Annotated in this window: 15 protein-coding genes; 11 read left to right on the forward strand and 4 right to left on the reverse strand. The window is 58.0% G+C overall.

Going from position 1 to position 24109, the window contains the following annotated elements; genetic code table 11:
• The first annotated feature begins 51 nt into the window (after window positions 1-51).
• Genes TSACC_RS12550 through pdxA form a run of 5 tightly spaced genes read left to right on the forward strand, consistent with a single transcriptional unit; the run spans window position 52 to window position 7275 of the window.
• On the forward strand, window positions 52-1479 hold the full coding sequence (locus TSACC_RS12550; protein ID WP_075079606.1) for a sigma-54-dependent transcriptional regulator: 1428 nt from the start codon (window positions 52-54) through the stop codon (window positions 1477-1479).
• Window positions 1476-2291, forward strand: a complete 816-nt coding sequence (locus TSACC_RS12555) for an aminotransferase class IV (protein ID WP_075079607.1) — start codon at window positions 1476-1478, stop codon at window positions 2289-2291. Before TSACC_RS12550 ends, TSACC_RS12555 begins: the two co-directional genes overlap by 4 nt.
• Window positions 2269-5409: a transcription-repair coupling factor gene (gene mfd / locus TSACC_RS12560; RefSeq protein WP_075079608.1), complete on the forward strand. Its 3141-nt coding sequence runs from the start codon at window positions 2269-2271 to the stop codon at window positions 5407-5409. The genes TSACC_RS12555 and mfd overlap by 23 nt, the downstream gene beginning before the upstream one ends.
• Window positions 5406-6383, forward strand: a complete 978-nt coding sequence (locus tag TSACC_RS12565) for a peptidylprolyl isomerase (protein ID WP_075079609.1) — start codon at window positions 5406-5408, stop codon at window positions 6381-6383. Before mfd ends, TSACC_RS12565 begins: the two co-directional genes overlap by 4 nt.
• 4 nt (window positions 6384-6387) lie before the next feature.
• Complete coding sequence (pdxA, locus tag TSACC_RS12570; protein WP_075079610.1) at window positions 6388-7275, forward strand: 4-hydroxythreonine-4-phosphate dehydrogenase PdxA; 888 nt, start codon at window positions 6388-6390, stop codon at window positions 7273-7275.
• Between the two features lie 82 nt (window positions 7276-7357).
• On the opposite strand, the gene TSACC_RS12575 is transcribed toward pdxA, so the two are convergent.
• Together TSACC_RS12575 and TSACC_RS12580 are read right to left on the reverse strand one after the other, a co-directional pair.
• Entirely contained in the window at window positions 7358-7909 is a 552-nt protein-coding gene (locus TSACC_RS12575; protein ID WP_369695376.1) for a type II secretion system protein, read from the reverse strand.
• Between the two features lie 77 nt (window positions 7910-7986).
• Entirely contained in the window at window positions 7987-8667 is a 681-nt protein-coding gene (locus TSACC_RS12580; RefSeq protein WP_075079612.1) for a hypothetical protein, read from the reverse strand.
• 157 nt (window positions 8668-8824) lie between these two features.
• On the opposite strand from TSACC_RS12580, the gene uvrA reads away from it, so the two are divergent.
• The 5 genes from uvrA (at window position 8825) to lspA (ending at window position 18859) form a co-directional block, all read left to right on the forward strand.
• Complete coding sequence (gene uvrA, locus TSACC_RS12585) at window positions 8825-11713, forward strand: excinuclease ABC subunit UvrA (RefSeq protein WP_075079613.1); 2889 nt, start codon at window positions 8825-8827, stop codon at window positions 11711-11713.
• Window positions 11710-14085: a tetratricopeptide repeat protein gene (locus TSACC_RS12590; RefSeq protein ID WP_075079614.1), complete on the forward strand. Its 2376-nt coding sequence runs from the start codon at window positions 11710-11712 to the stop codon at window positions 14083-14085. Before uvrA ends, TSACC_RS12590 begins: the two co-directional genes overlap by 4 nt.
• A 9-nt stretch (window positions 14086-14094) precedes the next feature.
• Window positions 14095-15174: a pyridoxal-phosphate-dependent aminotransferase family protein gene (locus TSACC_RS12595; protein WP_075079615.1), complete on the forward strand. Its 1080-nt coding sequence runs from the start codon at window positions 14095-14097 to the stop codon at window positions 15172-15174.
• 488 nt (window positions 15175-15662) lie between these two features.
• Complete coding sequence (gene ileS, locus TSACC_RS12605) at window positions 15663-18380, forward strand: isoleucine--tRNA ligase (protein WP_075079617.1); 2718 nt, start codon at window positions 15663-15665, stop codon at window positions 18378-18380.
• Entirely contained in the window at window positions 18377-18859 is a 483-nt protein-coding gene (gene lspA / locus TSACC_RS12610) for a signal peptidase II (protein WP_075079618.1), read from the forward strand. Before ileS ends, lspA begins: the two co-directional genes overlap by 4 nt.
• Window positions 18860-18939: 80 nt before the next feature.
• On the opposite strand, the gene TSACC_RS12615 is transcribed toward lspA, so the two are convergent.
• A complete protein-coding gene (locus TSACC_RS12615; protein WP_237763964.1) occupies window positions 18940-20286 on the reverse strand; it encodes a carbohydrate porin in 1347 nt (448 codons plus the stop codon).
• A gap of 288 nt (window positions 20287-20574) precedes the next feature.
• On the opposite strand from TSACC_RS12615, the gene TSACC_RS12620 reads away from it, so the two are divergent.
• Window positions 20575-23073 (forward strand): transglycosylase domain-containing protein, encoded by a 2499-nt coding sequence (locus TSACC_RS12620; RefSeq protein ID WP_237763965.1) that lies wholly within the window; start codon window positions 20575-20577, stop codon window positions 23071-23073.
• Here the strand turns inward: TSACC_RS12620 and ribD are convergent.
• Window positions 23063-24085: a bifunctional diaminohydroxyphosphoribosylaminopyrimidine deaminase/5-amino-6-(5-phosphoribosylamino)uracil reductase RibD gene (ribD, locus tag TSACC_RS12625; protein ID WP_075079621.1), complete on the reverse strand. Its 1023-nt coding sequence runs from the start codon at window positions 24083-24085 to the stop codon at window positions 23063-23065. The two genes, TSACC_RS12620 and ribD, sit on opposite strands and share 11 nt — an antisense overlap.
• Window positions 24086-24109: the final 24 nt, after the last annotated feature.

The raw sequence follows: 24109 nt of genomic DNA on the forward strand, positions 1-24109 counted from the left end.
TGACCGCCAGCCGTGCCAATCTGCCTGTAGAGTTCTTGCCATTTTCTTTCGATGCCCAAGCAGTCCATCCTCGTTGTTGATCGTGAACCCGACTTTTTAGAGTGGGCCAAACACCAATTGGAAGGTGCTGGCGCCCGAGTCCTGACCGAAGACTCCGCCGACGCCGCCTACAAAACCTTCTGCATGGAGAATCCCGACGTCGTAATGGCGGAGATGAATCTCCATCCGTTCTCGGGCCTCGATCTTTTGGCCAAGGTACGCAAGCAGTCGCAGAACACGATGGTGATCATCATCAGCGCCTTCGGAACGAATCAAAACGTGATCGAGGCGATGAAGATGGGAGCCTTCGATTTTGTCCGCAAGGAGCAGTTGCCCTTCAATCTCAAGATTGTGGCCGATGCTGCACTCAAAGCAGCCGCGGAGCTCAAAGCAGCGAATACATTCAAGCCTGTGCTCACTGTCGAGCAGTATCAGGACGAGATCGTCGGCAAATCCGACGCAATGCAGCAGGTGTTTAAAATGATCGGGCGTGTCGCAGCGAGCGATGCCCCTGTCATGGTTACGGGCGAGAGCGGCTCAGGCAAGGAACTGGTCGCCCGAGCCATTCACAACTACAGCAGCCGGAGCAACAAAAGCTTCCTCGCGATCAACTGTGCGGCAATTCCTGAGAATCTCCTCGAGAGCGAGCTTTTTGGTCACGAGAAAGGATCATTTACCGGAGCACATAGTCAGCGAATCGGCCGTTTCGAACAGTCCGACAATGGAACCCTGTTTCTCGATGAGATCGGTGAAATGCCGCTTCAGATCCAGAGCAAGATTTTGCGCGTTTTACAGGAGGGAGAGTTTTCCCGCGTAGGTGGCAACCAGACAATACGGACCAATGTCCGCATCGTGTGTGCGACGAACAAGATCCTTGAGGAGGAGGTCTCCAGAAAGACTTTCCGAGAGGATCTTTTCTATCGCTTGAACGTGGTGCGTATTCACCTGCCGCCGTTGCGATCGCGCGCCGAGGATATCCGGCTCCTTGCCGAGTATTTTCTTCAGAAGATCGCTCACCAGAAGCACCGGCCGCTCCTGAAGCTCTCTGAGGAGGCCGCGCGTGTTCTTGAGGGATACCCCTGGCCGGGCAATGTCCGGGAATTGGAGAATACGATGCAGCGGGCTACCGTGCTCGCCACCGCCGATGTTCTTCTGCCCAAGGATATCCCGCTTGGCCAGAGTTCTCTGAATATCGAGACAGCCCCGGTGCCGGCAGCAGGCGCCGACACTCTGGAGTCCGCCGTCGAGGCATTGTTCGGAGCTGCGACCAATGGCAATCTTCCTCTGCTGCCATGGCTCGAACGGGAATTTACCCTGCGCGCCATGCAGAAGACCGGCAATAATCAGGTGAGGGCAGCCCGTCTGCTCGGTATTACCCGTGCCACCCTCCGCAAGCGCCTGGAACGTAACGGTTCCCTTGGCGCAGTCGACGAAGAGTGAAATCGCCCTTCTCCTGGCAGTTTCAGGAGGATGAGCTGATCGATGCCCATACGATCCCGATTTGGGATCGGGGATTTCGATACGGCATGAGTGTTTTTGAAACGATCCTGCTCCATCGAGGGCGGGCCGTTTTGGAAGCGGAGCACCTGGAGCGTCTGCAGAAAGCATCTGCTGCCGCCGGGTTTGTACTGCCCGTTGGGCTCCAGTCGGCACTCGCACGTCGCCTCGAGGAACTGGGAGGCTCTTTCTCGGGAATGATGCGGATTTATGTTACCGCGGGCAGTGGTGCGCCTTTGTCGGAAACACGGGAATCGCGCGTCTTCGTATTTGGGGAAGAGGCCGAGGCACCGTCTGCGCTCGAAAGGGAGAGGGGATGGAATCTGCATGTATCCCGAGCTCCAATCTTTGCCGTCCTTGGGGGGTGGAAGACGGGAAATTATTGGCCGCACGTCCAGGCACTGGCGGAGGCCCGGCAAAGCGCGTGCGACGAAAGCGTGATGCTCGACCTTGCGGGAAGCGTGGTTTCTGCCGCGATGGCAAATTTGTTTGCTCTCATCGATGGGGAGTGGCTCACGCCTCCTCTTGCTTTCGGTGCTCGTGACGGCGTCGTGCGGGATTGGGTGATGCAGAACTCATCGGCCCGCGAGGAAGTGATTGTTCTCGAGGCCCTCTTGCGCGCTACAGAATGCTTCCTTACCAACAGCCGTATAGGAATCCAGCCCGTACGATCCATCGATGGCCGTGAGTTGCCCAGCCAGTCCGCCGGACGTCTGATTTACGATACCTACCGTGAAAAAATCCTCGGCGCTTGATCGCATCATTCAATGCGTCGAGCCGGTCCTGAAGGGACGCTTAAGTCGGCCGGGCGCACTATCAGAGGTCTGCGAGTCGGCGCAACCGTTTGTCGCCAGCATGGTGATCCGGGCTCAGGCCAATCGGCGCGTTTGGGTGGAGTGTCCGACTTTGAAGGCCCAGGAGGCGTTCGCTGCGGAACTTGCCGTCTGGAATGCGGCGACTCGCATTTTTCCAGAGCTTGAGGCGCCTGCGGATGAAAATGATACCGTATTGGCTGATCCTGAAACAGCAGCGGAACGTCTGGAACTGCTGCAGCTGCTCGGCGGCAAGGATTACCGTGGACCGGTTGTCGTTCATACCGAGCAATGGACGCACCACGTTCCCACCTCGCAATCAATCGCCGGTGCGGTGCTTCGCCTGGAAAGGGACCGCACATTGTCACTGGATGAAGCGACAGAAAAGCTGGCCGCCGCTGGCTATGAGCGCACTGCCCAGGTGGGCACTCGCGGGCAATACGCGGTACGAGGCGGTATTTTTGATGTTTATTCCTGGCAGGCGCCCCTGCCGTTCCGGGTCGAGCTCGATGACGACCGTATAGAGTCCATTCGCGAGTTTCACCCCGATACACAGATCTCCATCTCAACGTTGGAAGACTGTGAGATTCTGGCAGGAAATCTCGACCGCAGGCTATGTCTGCTGGAGAACTATGTCGGGAAAGACGATTTGATCATTTCTTCCGGCCCTGTTGGACGCGGCGAGATCGTCCTTGAAGCCGGAGGGGCGAACGATCCTGCAGCGTTTTTTCCGCAACCCTTTTCGGAGTTTCATGCGGGAGACCTCGTGCTCGATGCCGCGAGACGCGGCCAGTTCTTTCGCCAGCTTGAGGAGTGGCGACGCGAAGGTTGGATGGTTGCGTTGCTGGCGAACAGTGATGGTGAAATCGAGCGTTTCCGGGAACTGGCTCGAGAACACTGTCATGACGTGGCGGATCTCGTCTTTCTCAAGCTTCCGCTCTCCCGGGGATTTATTTGTCCCGCCGTCCGGTTGGCGGTGCTTTCCGATGCCGAGCTCTTTGGGCGTGGAGCGGCTCTGCGGCTGCAACGGCTGGCTTTGCGTCGCGAGCGCGCGGTCGCCAGTCGTGCTGCCACCGACTTCAGCGAGTTTGCCCCTGGCGATTATGTGGTCCATCTGGACCATGGCATCGGCCGGTTTGAAGGATTGCAGGAACGACCCGGGACAGGTGAGGGAGAGATGCTCGTCGTGGAGTATGCAAACTCGGCCCGCCTTTATGTTCCACTTGATCAAGCCTGGCAGGTCTCGCGCTATGTCGGCTTGGGCAAAAAGAACCCCGAGCTTTCGGAACTGGGGGATGCCAAATGGGAGAAGGCCAAGCAAAAGGCGCAGAAATCGATTTTCGACTACGCTGCCAGCATGCTGCGCATCCAGGCGGAGCGCGAGATCGCGCCGGGATTTGCCCATCCTCCAGACTCCCATTGGCAAGAAGAGTTTGAGGATTCGTTCCCGTACAAGGCTACCGTCGATCAGGTAAGGGCAATCGCAGAGGCAAAGCACGACATGGAGTCGGATATGCCCATGGACCGCCTGGTGTGTGGAGACGTGGGCTTCGGAAAGACGGAGGTCGCCATTCGGGCGGTGTTCAAAGCCGTGATGAGCGGGAAGCAGGTTGCCGTGCTGGCACCCACGACCGTACTGGCCCAGCAACACTATCAGAACTTCCGCGAACGGATGAGTGATTACCCCGTCAATGTGGAGCTTCTCAGCCGGTATCGCACGCCTGCGGAGCAAAAGAAGGTGCTGCGCGGGCTGGCGGCGGGAGGAGTGGATATCGTCGTCGGCACACATCGACTTGTTTCAGCCGATGTGCAGTTCAAGGACATCGGGCTGGTGGTGGTCGATGAGGAGCAGCGATTCGGAGTAAAGCACAAGGATCGGCTCAAGGAGCGCTTCCGGCAGGTCGACGTCCTGACGCTCTCCGCCACTCCGATTCCCCGTACTCTTTACCTCGCGCTCATGGGTGCCAGGGATATGTCGGTCATCGAGACACCGCCGGCCAATCGCCAGTCGGTGGAGACCATCGTGTGCGCTTACGATGAGCGGGTCTTTCGCGATGCCATCAATCGGGAACTAAACCGGGGCGGGCAGGTGTATTTCCTCCACAACCGCGTCGGTACCATCGAGAAGGTCGCGGCCCGTATCAAGGAACTCTGTCCCAAAGCCAAGGTGATCGTCGGCCACGGTCAGATGGCCGAGGGGGCATTGGAGGACGTCATGAGGATATTTGTCGGCGGAAAGGCCGATGTGCTCGTCTCGACCACGATCATCGAAAGCGGCATCGATATCCCGAACGCAAACACGATTATCATTGATCGCGCCGACTTGTTTGGCCTGGCCGACCTCTATCAGCTGAGAGGTCGCGTGGGGCGTTCTCAAAACAAGGCCTACGCCTACCTGATGCTGCCTCGAGATCTGATGGGAGCAGCTCGCAAGCGCGTCTCGGCGATCAAGCAATACAGCGAGCTGGGCTCCGGCTTCAAAATCGCCATGCGTGACCTTGAGATCCGCGGAGCAGGTAATCTTCTGGGAACGGCGCAAAGTGGGCACATCATCACCGTGGGCTTCGATCTATACTGCAAGCTCCTGAAACAGGCGGTAGATACTCTCAAGGGGAATCGCCGGGGTAAACGTCCACCTGCCGGACTGAGGCTCGATTTTGTCACCACCGACGAAGCGCAATGGATCTCTCCCGGTGTCGAAATGGCTGGCAGTTTCCTGCCAGCCTCCTACGTGACAGATTCCCGGACCAGGATTGTCTGCTATCGCAAGCTGGCAGAGGTGTCGGAAGCCGATGGAGTCGGCCTGCTGGAGAATGAATGGCGGGACCGTTTCGGCCCGCTGCCACTTCCGGCGGAGAATGCATTGCTCTGTGCTCGCATTCGCATCGAGGCAGCCCGCAGGCGCATCACGATGGTCGAATCCCGTGACAGTAAACTCATGCTCACTCAGCGTCGGGAGCTGCTGCAAAAGGATGGGCGGTTTCCCCGCTTGACGGCCTCCGACCCGGATTCTAGGTTGCGAGAGATATTGTCTTTTTTGGAATCCATTCCCTGTACATGAAGCATTTTGTCGTTTTCTCCGTGGCGCTTTTGATTGCCGGTATTGCGCTCGCGCAGAAAGCAGAGGTCATCGATGGTATCGCAGCTCTCGTCAACAATGACGTGGTCACCATCTCGCAAGTACGAGAACTGGTCGGCGCTCGTGAGCGCTCTCTCCGTCAGTTGTACAGCGGCAACGAGTTGCGCGCGAAGCTCGAAGAAGTGCGCTTGGCCGCGATCAAGGATCTGATCGATCGCCAACTGATCCTGCAGGAGTTCAAGAAGCTTCAGGAAAAGGGGGCAAGCATTCCGGACTACGTGATTGATGACCGTGTGCAGACCATCATCCGAGAGGAGTTTGGTGGTGATCGCTCCGCGTTCATCCGCACTTTGCAGGCACAGGGATACACGTTGACGCGATTCAAGGAGATCGAGCGCGAAAAGATCATCGTGCAAGCCATGCGCCAGTCGAAGGTGAACAACGACTTCGTGATCTCGCCGACCCAGATCCAAGCCTATTACAACAAAAACAAGATGTCCTACGCGACTCCCGAGCAGGTCAAGCTCCGGATGATCGTCATCCGTGAGGAAAACTCCTCGGACGTCGCCTCGACGGATAAACAGGGCATCGCCAAGGAGATCAGGGACAAAATTGCCGGCGGTGCGGAGTTCGACCGTATGGCTCAGATGTACTCCGAAGACCCGAATACCCAGGAGGTCGGGGGAGACTGGGGCTGGATCGAACGTGGAACGCTCAACGAGCAACTCACGAGCGTGGCTTTTTCCCTGCGGCCGGGCGAGGTAAGCCCTGTCGTACAGATTGGTGGCACCTACTACATCCTCATGATCGAGGCGAAGAAGAATGCCGCAGTGAAGCCGATTTCCGATGTTCGTGATGAGATCGAGCGCAACCTCATTCAGCAGGAGCGAATGAAGTCCCAGGAACGCTGGCTCGATACGCTCCGCCAGAAGGCTTACATCAAAATCCTCTCCTAGAGGCGTGAAGCCGCGTATCGGTCTCACCTTGGGCGATCCGGCTGGGATTGGTCCGGAAGTCATTCGGGCGGCCCTGCTTTCTACGGACATACCCACGGATGCGGAATATATCCTTATAGGTGGGGAGGGTGCGGATGTTTTTCGGCCCGGTGAGCCGAGCAGGGATTCCGCTTTGCATGCTCTAGCCTCTCTGGAAGAAGCCGCGGAACGTTGTCGGTCCGGGGATTTACACGGAGTTGTGACTGGCCCGATTTCCAAGAAATCGATGCACGAGATCGGCTTCGATTTTCCAGGGCAAACCGAGTTTTTTGCCTCTTGGGCGGGCATCGAGAATTTTGCCATGTGCCTTACCGGTGGCCAGATCACCGTTGCTCTGGTCACCGCCCATGTGCCGCTACGCGAAGTGCGCTCTCTTTTAAGTGAAGAGGAAATCGCGCGTGTTGGGGGCCTGTTGACTCACTTCCTGAGGAGGAGAGGCTTGAGAATTCCTCGTATCGCCGTGGCCGGATACAATCCCCATGCCGGGGAGGGTGGCGATCTTGGACGGGAGGAGATCGAGATCATTTCTCCAGCCATCGATCTGCTTAAGGCGCGGTTCGGTGCGCTTGCAGAGTTTTCGGGGCCTCATTCCCCGGATACCGTGTTTTGTCGGAGCGTTGCGGGTGAGTTCGATGGTGTACTATGCATGTACCACGACCAGGGCCTCATTCCTTTGAAACTGCATGCGTTTGACCGCGGGGTAAATGTCACCCTGGGGCTTCCCTTCGTACGTACGAGCCCAGACCACGGTACGGCCTTTGAGATCGCAGGGAAGGGTGTTGCGAGACCTGAGAGTACGATTCACGCGGTGGCTCTCGCTGTGGAATTGGCGCGAGCACGAGAGATCGACTAGATCACCATCGTCAGTCGGAATTGCCAGTTCCCGCGTGACAGAAAACCGATGGAAGGAATTGCATCGCCATATAGGCGACGCATTAGTTGTTCTTCAACAATTGCCCGAGAGCCTGAACGGATCCATCGGGAAACAGGATCAGAGGTCCCTGGCCATGGGCACTGGCAATTTCGATCAGCCAAGGCTGTCGCGGCCAGCGGTAGGGTCCGTTGGGAGTGGCGTCGAATTCCGTGGGCAGATAGTGCACTTTTAATTCGTCGCCTGAAGCGTTTTTTAAGTGGCCTTTGGCGAGAACCGGGCACTGCCAGACCTTCTCCGACTGCGTGTACGGCCTCATAATCCCGATCCAATAATTGTCGTATAAGGTATCATTTGAGGAGAGATCAGTCGGCACAGGCGGCCAGTGATTCTTCTCGCTGATGTAGGCTGCAAAGGCAGAGTGCAGACTCCGCATGTTGCTTATGCATTGCGCCTTGGTAAAGCTACCATAGAGATTTGGCGTCGCCTTGAAGATCATGACCGCCAGAATCAAAAAAATCCCAATCGCTACGACCAGCTCGATGAGCGTCATTCCTTTTCGGCCGGAATACGCGAGCACTCGCGGTTTCAAACTTGGTTTCGAGGGACTAATCACAGCTATGCAAGAGGGCTACAAAAAACAAGGAGTGCAACCAAAGTTGCACTCCTTGTTAAAACACTATTTACCTCAACTTACTGTGTGGAGGATGAAGATGACGTATCAGTCGTGCTGACCGACGGACCCGTACGCAGGCGGGTTCCACGGAAATTGAAGCGACTCTCGGGGAGCGAGCTTCCCGGAACATTGATCGTGGTGACAGTCACCGGATCAATGATAACAGTGCTCGAACCGGTAGCTGTAATGGAAACTCCACTCAAATCCATGATGTATACGAGCTGATCCGTGCGAGCCGGAGTGCCGGATACCTTTCCATAGCCACTGAATGAACCCACCGGAGAACCAAGGTCAATATCACCCTTGAAGTAACCAGTCGCGGCATTGCCCGGCACAATGTATGCAACCGAGCCCTGAATGGTGCCGCCATCGCCCGTAAGGGAACGCTGCGCAGACGAATCAAGAATGCCGGTGACCTTGCCTTGGGAGATGTTGGCTTGGGTACCGCCGGACAGAATGTTGCCGTCGACAAAGAACACCCAGGTATTGTTTCTGGTCGTGGAGGTTTGCGATCCACCACTGATTTCGAAAGTGAAAAGTCCGGTGAGATTGGTTCCCGTGGCGACGCCTTGATAAAGGCCATCAGTTCCCGTCGGAAGCGGGGAACCATTTGTGAATGGCGGCGGACCTCCGAATGAGCCGGCTTTGACAGTGCCAACTGAGACGAGAGCGGAGAAAAGGAGGATTCTGAGGTTCATTCAGGGAGCAAGAGCTAGAGAAAATGCATCAGTCTTGCAAGAGAAAAAGCCTCGCGCAGGCCGCTGTGCGTCAAGCTGTAGCGTTCGCTTCGGCAGGATCAGTGAAAATGTTCTTTTTACCTCCCCCGGATTTTTTGCAGGATAGCGGATTCTGGTCATGCCGGTCGTCAATCACTCGGTTATTCGCATCAAAGGGGCGAGACAGCACAACCTGCAGAATATCGATGTCGAGATTCCGCGGAACAAGCTGGTCGTCCTGACGGGGTTGAGCGGCTCCGGCAAATCCTCGCTGGCCTTCGATACGCTTTATGCCGAGGGACAACGAAAATATGTCGAGAGCCTTTCGGCGTACGCGAGGCAGTTTCTGGACCAGATGCAGAAGCCGGATGTCGATTATATCGAGGGACTTTCTCCAGCGATCGCAATTGAACAGCGCAATTCTGCGGCCAACCCGAGGTCAACCATCGCAACGACGACTGAGATTTACGATTATCTGCGGCTTCTGTTTGCCGCGATCGGAAAGCCCCACGATCCCGCTACGGGAGAAGCGGTCGTACGCCAGACTCCGCAGCAAATCACCGACGAGATTCTTTCCTGGCCTGAGGGCACGAAAATCATTCTGCTAGCCCCCTTGGTCAATCACGAGACCGGAGAGTTCCGTGACGTCATTGAAAAGGCGCGCCGCGAAGGTTTTGTCCGCCTGAGAATCGACGGTCAGACGGTGGAACTTGGCACCCCGACGCTGCCCAAGCTGGCCAAGACCGCGGCCCATACTATTGAGGCCGTGGTGGATCGGCTGGTGGTCAAGGATGGCATCCGGCAAAGGCTTGCGGATTCCATCGAGAGTGCCCTCCGCTGGGGCTCGGGGAAAATCACGATCAGCCGCTTGATTTCCTCTGAGGCCGAGTGGGACGAGCGCAAGTTTTCGACCGACTTCAGCAACCCCTCGACGGGCTTCACCATGCCGAAGCTCACGCCGAAGCACTTCTCGTTCAATAGCCATCATGGAGCCTGCCCGGCGTGTCATGGAATTGGCACCGAATTGTTTTTTGACCATGATCTCATGGTCGATCCAGCCAAAACGCTCGCTCAGGGTGCTATCAAACCATGGCGGGTGGGAAACAAGCGGATGCGGCTCTATTATGGGGCCATTCTGGAAGCATTACGCGCAGATACCCCTGTGCCGGAGGATGTTCCGTTTAGGGATCTGCCGCAGAATTTCAAGAGCCTCCTCTTTGAAGGCAGCGGAGACCGGGGAGTGACGGTTCAGACATCTGCCGAGCGCAAGGTGACCAAGCCTTTTGAGGGTTTGGTCGCCCAGATGGAGCGGCTTTTTGAGACGAGTGAAAGTGAGTTTACTCGCAAGCGCCTCCGGGCTTTCCAAAGCCGCCGCGTGTGCCGGATATGCCAGGGGGCGAGGCTGCGCCCGGAGATCCTGGCGGTAACGATTCCGGTTTCAGACGGCCGGGAGATCAACATCGACCAGTTTTGCGACCTTCCGATCGCGGAGGCCTACGGCGTTGCTTCCGGAATCGTATTGAGCACCACCGAAGAGGAGATCGTGCATGATGTTCAGCGCGAGATCCGCCAGCGCCTGGGGTTTCTGAATGAGGTCGGGCTGGGGTATCTACAGCTCAGCCGTGAAAGCGGCACGCTCAGCGGAGGGGAAGCTCAGCGCATCCGCCTTGCGACCCAGATTGGCTCGGGGTTGGCTGGTGTGTTGTACGTGCTGGATGAGCCGAGCATTGGCTTGCACCAGCGTGATAACGACCGGCTGATTGGAACCCTGCGAACCCTGCGTGAACTCGGCAACAGCGTGATAGTGGTCGAGCACGATGAGGATACGATCCGCGCTGCCGACCACATTCTGGACATCGGTCCGGGAGCCGGGCCTCGGGGCGGAAAGATCGTCGCCCAAGGCTCGCTCGACGAGATCCTGAAATGCGAGGACTCCCTTACGGCGCAGTACCTCAACAAAGGGTTGAAAATCTCCGTGCCAAAATATCGCGTGCCGCCTCGCAAATTGCGCAAGCTTGCGGGGGAAATCGGGGACGGATGGCTCACGGTGTTTGGCGCCACCGAAAATAATCTCAAGAACGTCACGGCGGCCTTTCCGGTCGGGTGCCTGACTTGCGTGACGGGCGTTTCCGGCAGTGGAAAGTCGACGCTGGTAAACGATATCCTGCGTGCCGTCCTGGCGAGGGATCTCAATGGAGCCAAGGAGCGTCCGGGAGCCTTCAAACGCATCGTCGGTACCGAACAATTTGACAAGGTCGTGGTGATCGACCAGACCCCGGTGGGACGCACACCTCGATCAAATCCCGCTACGTACTCGGGCGCACTCGGGCCGATTCGCGACCTGTTTAGTGAACTGCCCGCCGCGCGAATCCGGGGCTACGATGCCAGCAGATTCTCCTTCAATGCCAAGGGCGGTCGGTGCGAGCACTGCCAGGGCGATGGCTTCATCAAGATCGAAATGCATTTTCTCGCCGACGTCTACGTGGAGTGCGAGGTATGCCATGGCCAGCGATACAATCGCGAGACCCTGGAGATCACTTACAAGGGAAAGAATATCGCCGATGTGCTTGCGATGACCGTGGACGAAGCATCGCGTTTCTTTCGCAATATCCCGGCGCTTTCATCCAAACTCGAGACATTGCAGGATGTCGGCTTGGGGTACCTCCGGCTCGGTCAGTCTGCCACGACACTATCCGGCGGCGAGGCGCAGCGCATGAAACTGGCTGCAGAATTGGCGCGCCGGGCTACAGGGCGTACGATTTACCTGCTAGACGAACCGACCACCGGACTCCATTTTGCAGATATCCACAAGCTCCTCGAAGTGCTGATGAAGCTCCGCGACGCCCATAATACCCTGATCGTTATCGAACATAACCTCGAGGTGATCAAATGTGCCGACTGGATCATTGACCTTGGTCCAGAAGGTGGAGCGGGTGGGGGAACCATCGTCTGTGAGGGAACTCCTGAAGAGGTTGCGGCAAATCCCAAGAGCCACACCGCAGCCTATCTCGCTCGTATGCTCAAATGACGAAAGCCTGCTGGATACTTTCTCTCTTCGTTTCCGCCCTCCTCGGCGGCCTGCGGGCCGATGATCAACTCGCAGACGTCCGCAAAGCGCTCGCCGACGGCCTGCCGGACGTCGCCCTCTATCGGCTCGGAGCTTCCAGCGTCGCTGCTCCCAGTCCGGAAGCGCTCTTGCTGAGAGCCAGGGCGCTGAATGCTCTGGGGCGATATGACGAGGCTGTGCAAACGCTCCAGGGCGAGCAAAATCTCACTGACGAGGCCACATTGGTGCTCGCTCGAGCCCAAGGCAAAACGGGCCGCCTCGATGAAGCCCTCGCGCTTTATCAAAAGCTGTCTGCCGATCCGCAGTTCGCCACCGAAGCCAATCTGTCGCAAGCTGCGATCCTTGAGAAGCTGAACCAACCGGCCAAAGCTGCACAACTGCTCGATAACCTCGCGAAGAATGGCCCGCTGGCTCCGGAACTGGCCCTAAAATTGGCGGAAATTCGCCTGGGAGATGGAAACCCGCAGGCGGCGGCAGATCTGCTCAACAGTAGCACTGGGCTGGCCGGCGACCAACTTGCCGCCCAGCAATACCTGCTGGCCAAGGTTAACCTGGCTCAAGGGAAAACTGCGGAGGCCGAAAAGCTCCTTTCCGCCATCAAGTCCCCTTCTTCTCAAATCGCAGCTGACGTGGTCACTCTGCGAGCGGATGCCCTGGTGAGACAAAAGGACCTCAGTGAGGCGGAGCGAGTGCTGGAGGATTTTATCGAAAAGAGTCCAAACTCGGCGGTTCTTGATGGGCCGTTCCTCTTGCTTGACCGGGTTTATGCGTCACAGGGAGCTGCCTCCGGAGCCGAGCTCAAGCGCTGGGCGGCTGACACCACCGCGCCTCTCCGTGCTCAACTGGCCCTCTTCTTCCTCGCAAAAAGCGAAGCCAGAAACAGCAAGATTCAGCGCAGCCGCGAGCTTTTCAGCCAGTTTCTTCAATCGGCGCCGCCCGGGTCGCAACTGGCGAATGAAGCAAGTATCGCGCTCGCCCAGTCTTATCAAGCCGAGGGTCTTTATCCGCAGGCCATGGCGGCCCTGCAGGGAACCCCGGAAACGGGGCGTACGGGATTCATGCGAGGGGTGATTCTCGCCGCTGACGGGGACTACCGTAATGCTGCGATCTGTTTTCAGCAGGCGTCTGGAGATCCAAGTCTCAAGCAATCCGCCCTGATCAATGCCTGTATTTCCGCAACTCTTGCCGGCATCCCGCGTTCGGAAAATAAAGCATGGCAGGAACTCGCCTCATTGCCTGATGCTCAGGCAATTCTCCGGGGAGTGGAACTCAACGAAGGACTGCTGCTGGCGGCGCAAAAGCGCCCCGAGGCCGGACCACTTCTTGAGCGGCTGGCGGTGGGCGACTCATCCGAGGCGCAACGCGCCCGTCTCGCTCTCGCGGAGTGGCAGTATGCCCAGCTCAACGTCAAACAGGCGAGAGAGACCCTCAAACCATTATTGGTGAGCAACTCTCCTGAGCGTGAGCAGTCCGAGTATCTGGCAATCTTTCTTGAAGATACCGGCGACGCTTCTTCCGAGCAGGAGTCCTTGCGTTTGGCCGAGGCCTTCCTAAAAGCCTATCCGTCCTCTCAGTACGAGCCTGACGTCCGCATGAAGATCGGCGAACTATATTTCCGCCGCGGCGATTACCTCGGGGCCATAGCTCAGTTCGATACAGTCGCCGAGGAGTTTCCCGCCTCTCCATTGGCGGACAAGGCGGTCTTCCTCGAGGCTCAAGCCATGGCTCGTTCTATGGATCCGCGTCTGATGGAGGAAGCCATCGATACCTATGAAAAGGTGGCTTCCGGGAGCGGTGCCCTTGCTCTCCGGGCCCGCCTGGCTCAGGCCGTTCTTTACGACGCACTCCAGCGACCAAAGGAAGCCCTCGGCATTCTGGACAAAATCCTCGCATCGAAACCATCCGCCGATCTCCGGAGTCGTGTCCTCGTGGAAAAAGGAGATATCCAGTTTGCCCAGGGTGCAACTGCTCCTGATCAGTACAAACAAGCCATTGCCACGTGGGATCAGGTAGCCGCGGACCCGTCTGCACCGCGCCAGTGGTCCAATCAGGCACTGGCCAAGATGGGTGCCGCTTATGAAAAGCTCGGAGACAATCAGGCGGCGTTGAATTGCTACTATCGTGTTTTTTCCCAGGACCAAAAGGGGGAGCCGGAATACTTCTGGTACTACAAGGCGGGATTTGACGCCGGACGACTTTTGGAATCACAAAAGCTTTGGAAAGAGGCGATCGCAGTCTATGAAAAGATCGCCGCGCTTGAAGGGCCGCGGGCTGAAGAGGCTCGCAACAGGGTAAACAAGCTCCGACTTGAAAATTTCCTTTGGGAAAACTGACCTCTTTATATGCCTAGATCACACGTCAAACTGTTCATTCCCGGACCCATCGAGGTTTCGGAGAAAACCTATCGTGCCATGACCGAGCCGATGATCGGTCACCGCAGTGGCGACTTCAAAGCCCTCTACGGCGGTATCCAGCCGAAGCTCCAGGAGCTTTTTGGCACCAAGCGCCCCGTGTTCCTTTCCACCTCCTCGGCCTGGGGGGTGATGGAAGGCTCGATCCGCAACCTCGTCGGCAAGAAGGTGCTCAACTGCATGTGCGGCGCGTTTTCGGACAAGTGGTTCGACGTCAGCAAGCGCGTGGGCAAGGCCGCTGATACCCTCCAGGTGGAGTGGGGCAAGCCGGTTCTTCCCGAGCAGATCGAGGCAAAGCTTTCCGAGGGCGGATTTGACGCCGTCACCCTTATTCATAATGAAACCTCCACGGGTGTGCGCAGTCCGCTGCCGGAGATCGCCGAGGTGATGAAGAAATTCCCCGACGTGATGCTCATCGTCGACACCGTCTCGTCGTTCTCGACCGAGTCGATTCCGATGGACGAACTCGGCATCGACGTGCTGCTCACCGGTAGCCAGAAGGCGCTCGCGCTGCCTCCGGGCCTCGCACTTTTCTCGGTCTCCGAGCGCGCCATGGAGCGGGCCAAGACCATCGAGGGACGCGGCTACTACTTTGACTTCGTGGAATTCGCCAAGAACCAGGAGCAGGACATGACGCCGAGCACTCCGGTGATTCCGCTCATCTACGCCCTGCGCTCGAAGCTGGAAGACATCTTCAGTGAAGGCCTGGAAAATCGCTTCGCTCGCCACAAGAAGCTCAACAGCATCGTGCACGAGTGGGTGAAGTCGAAGGGTTTTGAGTTCTTCGCTCCCGAGGGCTATCGCTCGCTATCGCTCACATGCGTGGCCAACAACCGCGACGTGGACGTTGCCGCGTGGATCAAGCGCCTGCGTGAGAAGCATCAATTCGTCATCGATGGCGGCTACGGCAAGCTGAAGGGCAAGACCTTCCGCATCTCCAACATGGGCGACGAAACCGAGGAGACCATCGGCGAACTGCTCGCCGCCCTCGACGACACGCTCGAGGCCTAAACGGCACCCGACAATCATCAACCCGCGGAATGGGCTCGTCCTGTTCCGCGGGTTTTTGGTTTTCCGGGGAGGGGGATTGTGTTATGCCAAGGCTCATGGCACGGGTTTTGATCGCCTTGCTGATGATGGGTTCCCTGGTTCTCGCCGACGAACCGGTCTCCATGTCTCTGGATGTGAGCCACGTGGCTTTTCTTCCGCCTATCCCAACGGAGCAATCCGCTCCGATGATGTCTTTTCCGTATGCCCACACGGATATCGTCATCAAAGTTCCGAGTATTCCCACAAACTACGTTGCTTTTGTTTCTCCAACCGGAAGCCTGGGGATGAGGCGCGTCACCTCTTACGAGAGACTTTGCGTTCCATTTTCCTCGGCAATTGGAAATGCCCTCATCGTAAAACCTCCCGCCGGGTTTCGCTGATCGGGCGACCGATCTTGTCAGCTCGCGTTTGACCCTGAGGGGCGGCGCTGGTAAAGGTGTCCGTTTCTCATGAGCAGTTACAAGGACACGCTGAATCTTCCCAAGACGGATTTCCCGATGAAAGCCGGGCTCACCACCCGCGAGCCGGAGATTCTCAAGAAATGGGAGGAGAGCGGGTTGTACGAGCGCATCCAGGAAGCTCGCAAGGACGCTCCAGTCTACGTCCTGCATGACGGACCGCCCTTCGCCAATGGCGACGTCCACATGGGCACGGCGCTCAACAAGGTGCTCAAGGATTTCGTGGTCAAGTCCCGCTCGATGAGCGGCTTCCGTGCTCCGTATGTCCCGGGTTGGGACTGCCACGGCCTGCCGATCGAGTTCAAGGTCGTAAAGGAATCCAAGGGGCTCTCGCCTGTGGAAATCCGCAAGCGCTCCGAGGAGTACGCGCGCAAGTTCATCGATATCCAGCGCCGCCAGTTCCGCCGCCTTGGCGTACTCGGCACGTGGGAGCATCCGTACCTGACGCTCGCTCCCGGCTACGAGGCGGAGATCGTCCGTTCCTTTGCCAAGTTCGTGGAGAACGGCCTCGTTTATCAGAGCAAGAAGCCGGTCCTATGGAGCACGGGCGCGCAGACCGCGCTGGCTGAGGCCGAGGTGGAGTATCAGGACAAAACTTCACCGGCTATCTTCGTCAAATTTGCCGTCACCAGCGGACCTTTCGCGGACAAGGCCAGTATCGTCATCTGGACGACCACTCCGTGGACGCTCCCGGCCAATCTCGCGATTGCCGTTCATCCCGAGCACAATTACGTGCGGGCCACGGTGGAAGGGCTGGGGGATGTGATCGTCGCCCAGGCTCTCCTGGAAAATTTCGTCAAGGTTGCTGGAGCTTCCTCGTCCCAGGTTCATGAAGCCTTTGCCGGAGCCGACCTCGAAGGCACCAAGGCGAAGCATCCTTTCCTCGATCGCGAGGCCACGGTTTACACCGCGGATTTCGTCACCCTCGACACGGGTACGGGTGCGGTGCACATCGCGCCGGGCCATGGTGAGGATGACTACCTGCTCGGCCGCCAGAAGGGGCTGACGCTTCTTTCCCCGGTCGACGACAACGGCTGCTTCACCGAGGACGTCGGCGTGCCGGAACTCATCGGCAAGTATGTCTTCAAGGCCAACGAGCGCGTGATCGAAATCCTCGCCGAGCGCGGAGCTCTCGTCGCCCGGGAGGATTATCAGCACAGCTACCCGCATTGCTGGCGTTCCAAGACGCCAGTGATCTTCCGCGCCATCGAGCAATTCTTCATTCGTATCGACGACCTGCGCGGCAAAGCGCTGGAAGCCGTCGACAGCACGACATGGCTCCCACACTGGGGCCGCAACCGTATTCGCGGCACGGTGGAATCCCGCCCCGACTGGTGTATCTCGCGCCAGCGCACCTGGGGCGTGCCGCTTCCGGTTTTCTACGACGCCTCCGGCGCTCCGATCCTCGATCCCGACGTCATTCGCAAGGTGGCCGACGTCATCGCGGAGAAGGGGACCAATGCGTGGTTCGAACTGAACGATGCCGAGTGGGCCGCCTTGGTCGGCCTTCCTGCCACGATCTCGCGCCGCAATGATACGCTCGACGTCTGGATCGACTCCGGTGTGAGCCATCAGGCCGTACTGCGCACACATCCCGACCTGCAATTCCCAGCCGATCTCTACATCGAGGCGACGGACCAGCATCGCGGCTGGTTCCAGAGCTCGCTCATGACCTCGGTCGCGCTCAATGGCGTGGCTCCGTACAAGGCCGTGCTCACGCATGGATTCGTCGTCGACGTCGACACGAAGAAGAAAATCTCCAAATCCTCCCAGGGCGGCTACCAGAAGCCGACCGAAGCCGAGCATTACGTCAATAAATACGGCGCCGACCTGCTGCGTCTCTGGGTGAGCAGCATCAACTTCACCGACGACGTTCCGTTCTCGGAGGAAATCTTCACCCGCCTTACCGACGCCTACCGTCGTATCCGCAATACCCTGCGCATTCTGCTCGCCAACCTGCACGATTTCGACGCCGCGGTGCCCGTGCCGGAGGAAAGCCTGACGCTGGTGGATCGCTGGATTCTCGCCCGTTTGCAGAACCTCGTGGCCACCTGCCGCGATGCGTACGACAAGCTCGAGTTCCATCGCGTTTACCACTCGGTGAACCAATTCTGCGCCGTCGACCTGAGCAGCCTATATGTGGACATCACGAAGGACCGTCTCTACTGCGACGCCGCCTCGTCGGCCCGACGCCGCGCGACTCAGTTCGCCATGCACCAGGTGTTCGATACGCTGACCCGTCTGCTCGCGCCGATCCTTTCATTCACCACGGAGGAGGCCTGGGGTTACTTCGATGGACGCGATTCCATCCATCTCCAACTCTTCCCGGTGGTCGATCCGAAGTGGAAGAACGACGAGGTCATCGCCACATTTGACCACCTGCTCGCGCTACGTGGCAACATCACGCAAGCCCTGGAATCTGCCCAGAAGGGCGGCGTAATCGGTGGAACGCTGGAAGCCCGGGTCGATCTCGCAGTCCCGGCTGACGACGCCGCTCATGCGGTGAAGGCTGAACTCGACGAAATCTTCATCCTCAGCGACCTCCATCTCCACACGGGGACCGAGATTGCCGTCGATGTCGCCAAGACGACTAACCGCAAGTGCGAACGCTGCTGGCGTTTCCGTCCCGAGGTGGGCTCCATCTCCGCTCACCCGGAGCTTTGCGGACGCTGCGCCGAGGCGGTTGATCTCTTCGCTGCCGTCAAATGAGGTGGCTGCTGGCCGTTTCCTTGCCCTTCTTCGTGATCGATCAGATCACGAAGGAGCTGGTGCTGCGGTTTGTACCGCTGGATGTGACGATTCCGGTCATCCCCGGATTTTTCAACATCATCCAGGCGCACAATACCGGAGCGGCCTTCAGCATGTTTCGCGATAACAATTACTTTTTCGTCGGACTCGCCTCCACTGCGCTTCTGGTGCTGGTCTTTCTCTTCTGGAAGGGAAAATTCGCCTATCTGACCACGAAGTGGGCCGGGGCGCTGCTCGTGGCCGGTATCGCGGGAAATCTGATCGACCGATTGAGGCACGGGTTTGTCGTGGATTTCCTCGACGTCATCCTGCCTTGGTATGGGCATTGGCCGACCTTTAACGTCGCTGACTCCTGTATTTGTGTCGCCGCCGGGTTGTTCGTAATCGCCAGTTTTCGCGAGGAACGCGCCCAGAAGAAGGCGAAAGCCGAGGCCAAGTAGATCGCATTGCTCCAAAACAAAAGGGGTGAACCCGTTGCCGGGCCCACCCCTTTGATTGGATAGGAAGTATTCCTGAGCGACTAGAACGTCACAGTGAGTCGTCCTCCGATGAGGAAGGCATTGTTCAGATCCTGAGTTCCACCGGGATTGATGATCAGTTGCGCGTCCGGCTGAATCGAGAGCCAGGGGGTGATGACAGCCTCATAGCTGAACTCCACAGCCATCTCTGCACCGACTCCCGTCGATCCCTCGAGTTCCAGGTTATCCTGGGCGCCATTGGAGAGTTGCGCGTAGGCAAAGCCAACGCCGAGGCGGTCCTCATCGCGGGTCGGGATGAGACCGGTATAAACGAGACCGGTATCAAAGTAGAACCCGAGGAAGTTGCGATCCTGCGGCTGGAAGGCAATACGACCGAAGAAGCCAAGACCCTGCTGGGAGGGCTTTTCAACCGTCTGAGCATTCTTGCTCGCGACTCCCTTGCCGTCTTTGCTCAGACCCTCGGTAGTGACCACCGAAGGGGCTTCACGGAACAGCATCTGGTCGAGGACCCAGTAGAAGCCATAGTTCCAGTTATGATCCTGGGGTATGCCCGAGGAAGCTGCGTCGGCGAGGGGAATGCCAGCCTCATCGTAGTAGGGGTCGGCAAAGCTGCCGGTATGGAACCATGCGCCAAACTTGGCTTCACCAGGCAGGGCAAAGGTTTCCTCACCCTGATTCCAGCGGCCCTGGATTTCATTCATCCAGAAGTAGCCATTATTGGCATCGAGATCCCAGCGGAAACCGTGGCGGTTCACATTCTGGGCAAAGACGTTGCCCTGGAACACCGCACTCTGGAGCGTTAGCCAGTCGACCGGATTCACCGCGACACGCACGCCGAGGGTGCCCATCGGATAACCGGGGCCGCCTTCCGGCAGGTTAGTGTACATCGACGGAGCCCAGCCGAAGGTGCCGTTCAGGAACAGCGAACTGTAGGTCGAGGTAAGAAACTCGCTGTCCGCCGTGATCTGTCCCACGCGGATCGAGAGTTTATCGTCGAAGAAGTTCTGCTGGAACCACATTTCAAGCATGCGCAGGGTGTTGAATCCAGCGATGTTCGAGACCGTGAGGAAGTTCCCCGCAAGATCCTCGGAGGCATCACGCCCGCTCAACCAGAGCCAGGTCGTGCTGATCGTCGCACCTTTCCAGCCGACGAGCTTTTCCAGGTCCACCTCGGTACCGAAGGTCATCAGGCCGGTATAGACCGTGCCCTGCTTCAAGCCGCCAGTCGTATTACCCCAGACTTCCGCGGAGTAGCTGCCGAAGAGATCGACCCCATGGTCCTGAAGGGTGGTTCGCGCTCCGAACCAATCGCCGGTGGCATTGTCCCATTCCCACCAGGGTCTGGCGGGGTCACTGATCTGTTCCGTATTCGTTGCTACTCCGGCCATCAGTGAGGCGGCCGAGAGCAATAGCGGTGCTATTGTGCGTTTGAGCATGGTTGATAGAGAGGGTGCCGATTCTCCAAAGCGCGAACGTCCGGTCAAGTGCAATTAATATGCAGTATCAAGAAGGTTGGGCGCGCCGATGTGTTTTTTGGAATTTTCGCATTTGCGAAGACCCCCCGATCATGGGAAATAGGCGGGATCAGTAACGGACTTTACAACTGGGAGAAGCCCTCCCGTTCTCGACGCAAGAAGAAGCCCCTGCTCACACGATGGTGGTTTTATGCCCCTTTCGTGCTTATCGCTGTGGGTGCGTTTGGTGCGTGGGTGGCGTGGCTTATTTTTTCGGCGCAGTTTCGTCAGTCGGCGGCTCAATTTGACCTGTCGCAGATGGACAAGATGGAGGCGGCATCGGTCATTTTCGACCGGGACGGCGTGGAGATCGGTAAGATTTTCATCCAGAACCGTCATCCTGTCCCCTTGAGCAAGATCTCGCCCTGGATGCCCAAGGCCGTCATCGCAGCGGAAGACAATAAGTTTTACGAGCATGGGGGGGTGGATTACATGGGCATCCTCCGTGCCGCTTTGGCAAACTATCGGCGGGGCAAGATTTCGCAGGGTGCCAGCACAGTAACCCAGCAACTGGCCCGCAACTCCTTTGAACTGCGCGAGCGTACCTATAAGCGCAAGTTTGTGGAGATGTTCCTCGCGCAGCGTATTGAGGAGAACTTCAACAAGGATCAGATCATGGAGATGTATCTGAACCGTGTTTACTTCGGGAGTGGCTTCTATGGTGTCGAGGCGGCGGCGAAGGGGTACTTCGGCAAGAGCGCCCTCGAACTCGATCCGGGTCAAGCTGCGGTATTGGCAGGTCTTTTGAAGAGTCCTCAGGCGCTTTCGCCCTGGAATAACAAGGAGGGCGCTCTGCAAAATCGCAATTTTGTCCTGCGCCGCATGAAGGAGCAGGGATTTCTCACTGGCAAGGAGCTGGATGAGCAGATCAGCATCCCGCTGTATGTGATGAAGCGTACGAACCCCTTCAAGGTTTCATACGCGGTGGATTACATCCGCCAGCAGGCGGTGGCAGCACTGGGCTATGAGCGAGCCATGAACGGCGGATTCCGCATCGACACGACGCTCGACCTGAAAATGCAGAAGGCTGCGGAGCAGTCTATGCGCGACGTCCTGACCAAGGTAGAGCGTCTGCCCGGATACTCGCATCCCACGTTCGAATCTTACCGGGCAACTTCCAAGCAGATCGAGGACCAGATCAACAACGGCAATATGTCCGTCAAGATGCCTGAGCCCAAGTATCTCCAATGCGCCGTAATGGCATTGGATAATTCGACAGGAGGCATCCTCACGATGGTTGGCGGCAGGGATTTCAAACACAGCGAATACAATCGGGCGACCATGGCTCGACGTCCGATCGGGACGGCGTTTGTCCCGTTTGTGTATGCCGCAGCGTACGAAAAGGGGATCTTCCCGGGGCAGATCGTGGAAGACTCCTGTATCGACAATCGCTATGTCATGGTTGGCGGGGACACGGGCATCCTGGGAGAATGGGGGGTTGAGGCTGCCAATAACGAATATGACGGACCAATGACCACGCGGGAAGCCCTGGCCCGGGGGAAGAACGCTGCGGCAGTGCGTCTCGGCTTCATGGCCGGACTCGATCAGGTCAAAAAGGTCACGCAGGCCTCAGGCATTGCCTCCCCCTTGCGCAACTATGCAAACTCATTCCTCGGCAGCAGTGAAGCCACGTTGCAGGAGGTGACGCTGGGCTATACCGTCTTCCCTAATGGCGGGTGGCGGCCCAAGGAGCCATTCATCATCCAGCGGATCACGGATTCCGATGGGCGGATCGTCTTCTCTTCCGAGAAGCAGAAGGTCAAAGCGATCAGCCCGGAAGCCGCTTTTCAGACCCATGCCGGACTGGTGGACGCCCTGCAAAAAGGCACGGGTTCCATCGCCTACAATGAGTATGGACTTGGCCGCTTCCCGGCGGCAGGCAAAACGGGTACCGCCTACAATTTCACCGACACCTATTTCTTTGGATATGATAGCTCGGTGACCTGTGGTGTGTGGGTGGGATTTGATCGGCCTACGAAAATCTTTCGCGGTGCATTTGGCAGAGACCTCGCTCTACCAATCTGGTCCAAGGTCATGAACGCGGCCGCGGAGGAACTCCCGGCCACGGATTTCCACCGTCCCGATACCCTCAAGGCTGTCGAGATTTGCAGTGTCTCGGGTTTACTAGCCACTCCGCAGTGTCAGCAAACCATGCGTAACACTGCTGCCGGCGGTGGTAACAAGATGTCGTATACGTATACCGAATGGGCAACAGCGGCCCAGGTGCCGACAGTCGCGTGCGATATTCATGGCGGCGGCCTGCGCAACTATGCCAAGGAGTACAATCAGGAGGAATGGCCTCGTGCGACTCTTGCGGTGGATCTTGCCACGATCCGCCCGATAGCCATGGCGGAGCCGACTCTTCTCGGCTTGAGTGATGTTTACAACTCGGTGCGCCCGGACGCCCAGCGCTTCGACGAAAACATCCCTGTGGCCAAAGCCATTCCCGTGACGCGGGAGGACAAGGGAGAAGCTCCAGCCCAGGCTCCCCAGGAAGGTCAGCCTCTGAGTGCGCCAGCAGTTGAACCCGTGAGCGATGCGCAACCGACGCCAGTAGGGCCGGAACCCGAAGTACGACGCGCCGAGGCAGTAAAGCCGCTCGACACCCATTTTGACGCGCCCGCGATTTCCGCTCCGACTCCCGAGCCGATCAATTTCTAGAAACTCTGCCCATCAGGCACATGTCGTCTCCGATACGACGGTAGCTGACATCCTCCAGCGCAAGGCCCTCTTCGTTGGTACTTGCGCCCCGACCAGCTACTGTTGGGGTAGGCCCCCCCGCGATCATGGGAGTGAGATACAGGCACACTTCGTCAACCAGCCTGCGGTCAAACGCCTCACCGAGCAAACGCCCACCTCCTTCCAACAAGATGCTCGGGACACCCTGCTTCCCGAGCTGCCTGAAAACTTTGGACAGCGGGACATTTTGAAATATCGTTGCGGGCTCGGGAGATTGCAGGATTTTGGCAGTAGGAGGGAGATTGCCGGAACGAGTCCATACGACTCGAAGCGGCTGTTTCTTGATTCGCATGCCTCGTACTGTCAGTTGAGGGTCATCGACCCGGACTGTTTCTCCACCGACCATGATCGCCGCCACGCGTGACCGAAGGTTCATCACCTCACGGCGGGATTGTGCATTGCTAAGCCAGCGGCTCTCGGGATGAGATGCAATCCTGCCGTCGAGGGTCATCGCCGCTTTCACGACGACATAGGGAAGACTGGTCGCTATCCATTTGTTCCAATAACGATTGAGGTCTGCGCACTCCCTGGCAAGAACGCCCGAGGTAACTTTGATGCCATGGCTGGCCAGCAGACTATCCGCCCTTCCGGCATGCTTTGGGTTGGGATCAGTCGCTCCATAGACCACGCGACTGAATCCCGCTTGAACGATTGCATCGCAGCATGGCGGTGTCCGGCCATGGGTGGAGCATGGCTCCAGGGTGACGTAAATGGTCGCGCCTCTTGCGGAGCGATTCAAGGCGCGCAGAGCCTCGATTTCCGCATGGGGAAGGCCAGCGCCCTGGTGCCATCCCGTAGCGATAACGCGTCCGCCCGAGACAATAACGGCTCCGACGGCGGGATTCGGGTGCGTGCGTCCGAGGCCCTTTCGCGCTTCCGCCAAGGCAGCACGCATGAACTTGCGGTCATCTAGGTCTCGCTTTTGCGATGGCATTGAGGCACATTTTAAGAAACTCCG

The organism is Terrimicrobium sacchariphilum, assembly GCF_001613545.1.
In the GTDB taxonomy this organism is placed as follows: Bacteria; Verrucomicrobiota; Verrucomicrobiia; order Chthoniobacterales; family Terrimicrobiaceae; genus Terrimicrobium; species Terrimicrobium sacchariphilum.

Coding starts and splice junctions, on each gene's coding strand:
- TSACC_RS12550 (WP_075079606.1), top strand. CDS start 52: ATGCCCAAGCAGTCCATCCTCGTTGTTGATCGTGAACCCGACTTTTTA.
- TSACC_RS12565 (WP_075079609.1), top strand. CDS start 5,406: ATGAAGCATTTTGTCGTTTTCTCCGTGGCGCTTTTGATTGCCGGTATT.
- TSACC_RS12580 (WP_075079612.1), bottom strand. CDS start 8,667: ATGAACCTCAGAATCCTCCTTTTCTCCGCTCTCGTCTCAGTTGGCACT.
- uvrA (WP_075079613.1), top strand. CDS start 8,825: ATGCCGGTCGTCAATCACTCGGTTATTCGCATCAAAGGGGCGAGACAG.
- TSACC_RS12590 (WP_075079614.1), top strand. CDS start 11,710: ATGACGAAAGCCTGCTGGATACTTTCTCTCTTCGTTTCCGCCCTCCTC.
- TSACC_RS12595 (WP_075079615.1), top strand. CDS start 14,095: ATGCCTAGATCACACGTCAAACTGTTCATTCCCGGACCCATCGAGGTT.
- ileS (WP_075079617.1), top strand. CDS start 15,663: ATGAGCAGTTACAAGGACACGCTGAATCTTCCCAAGACGGATTTCCCG.
- lspA (WP_075079618.1), top strand. CDS start 18,377: ATGAGGTGGCTGCTGGCCGTTTCCTTGCCCTTCTTCGTGATCGATCAG.
- TSACC_RS12615 (WP_237763964.1), bottom strand. CDS start 20,286: ATGGCCGGAGTAGCAACGAATACGGAACAGATCAGTGACCCCGCCAGA.
- ribD (WP_075079621.1), bottom strand. CDS start 24,085: ATGCCATCGCAAAAGCGAGACCTAGATGACCGCAAGTTCATGCGTGCT.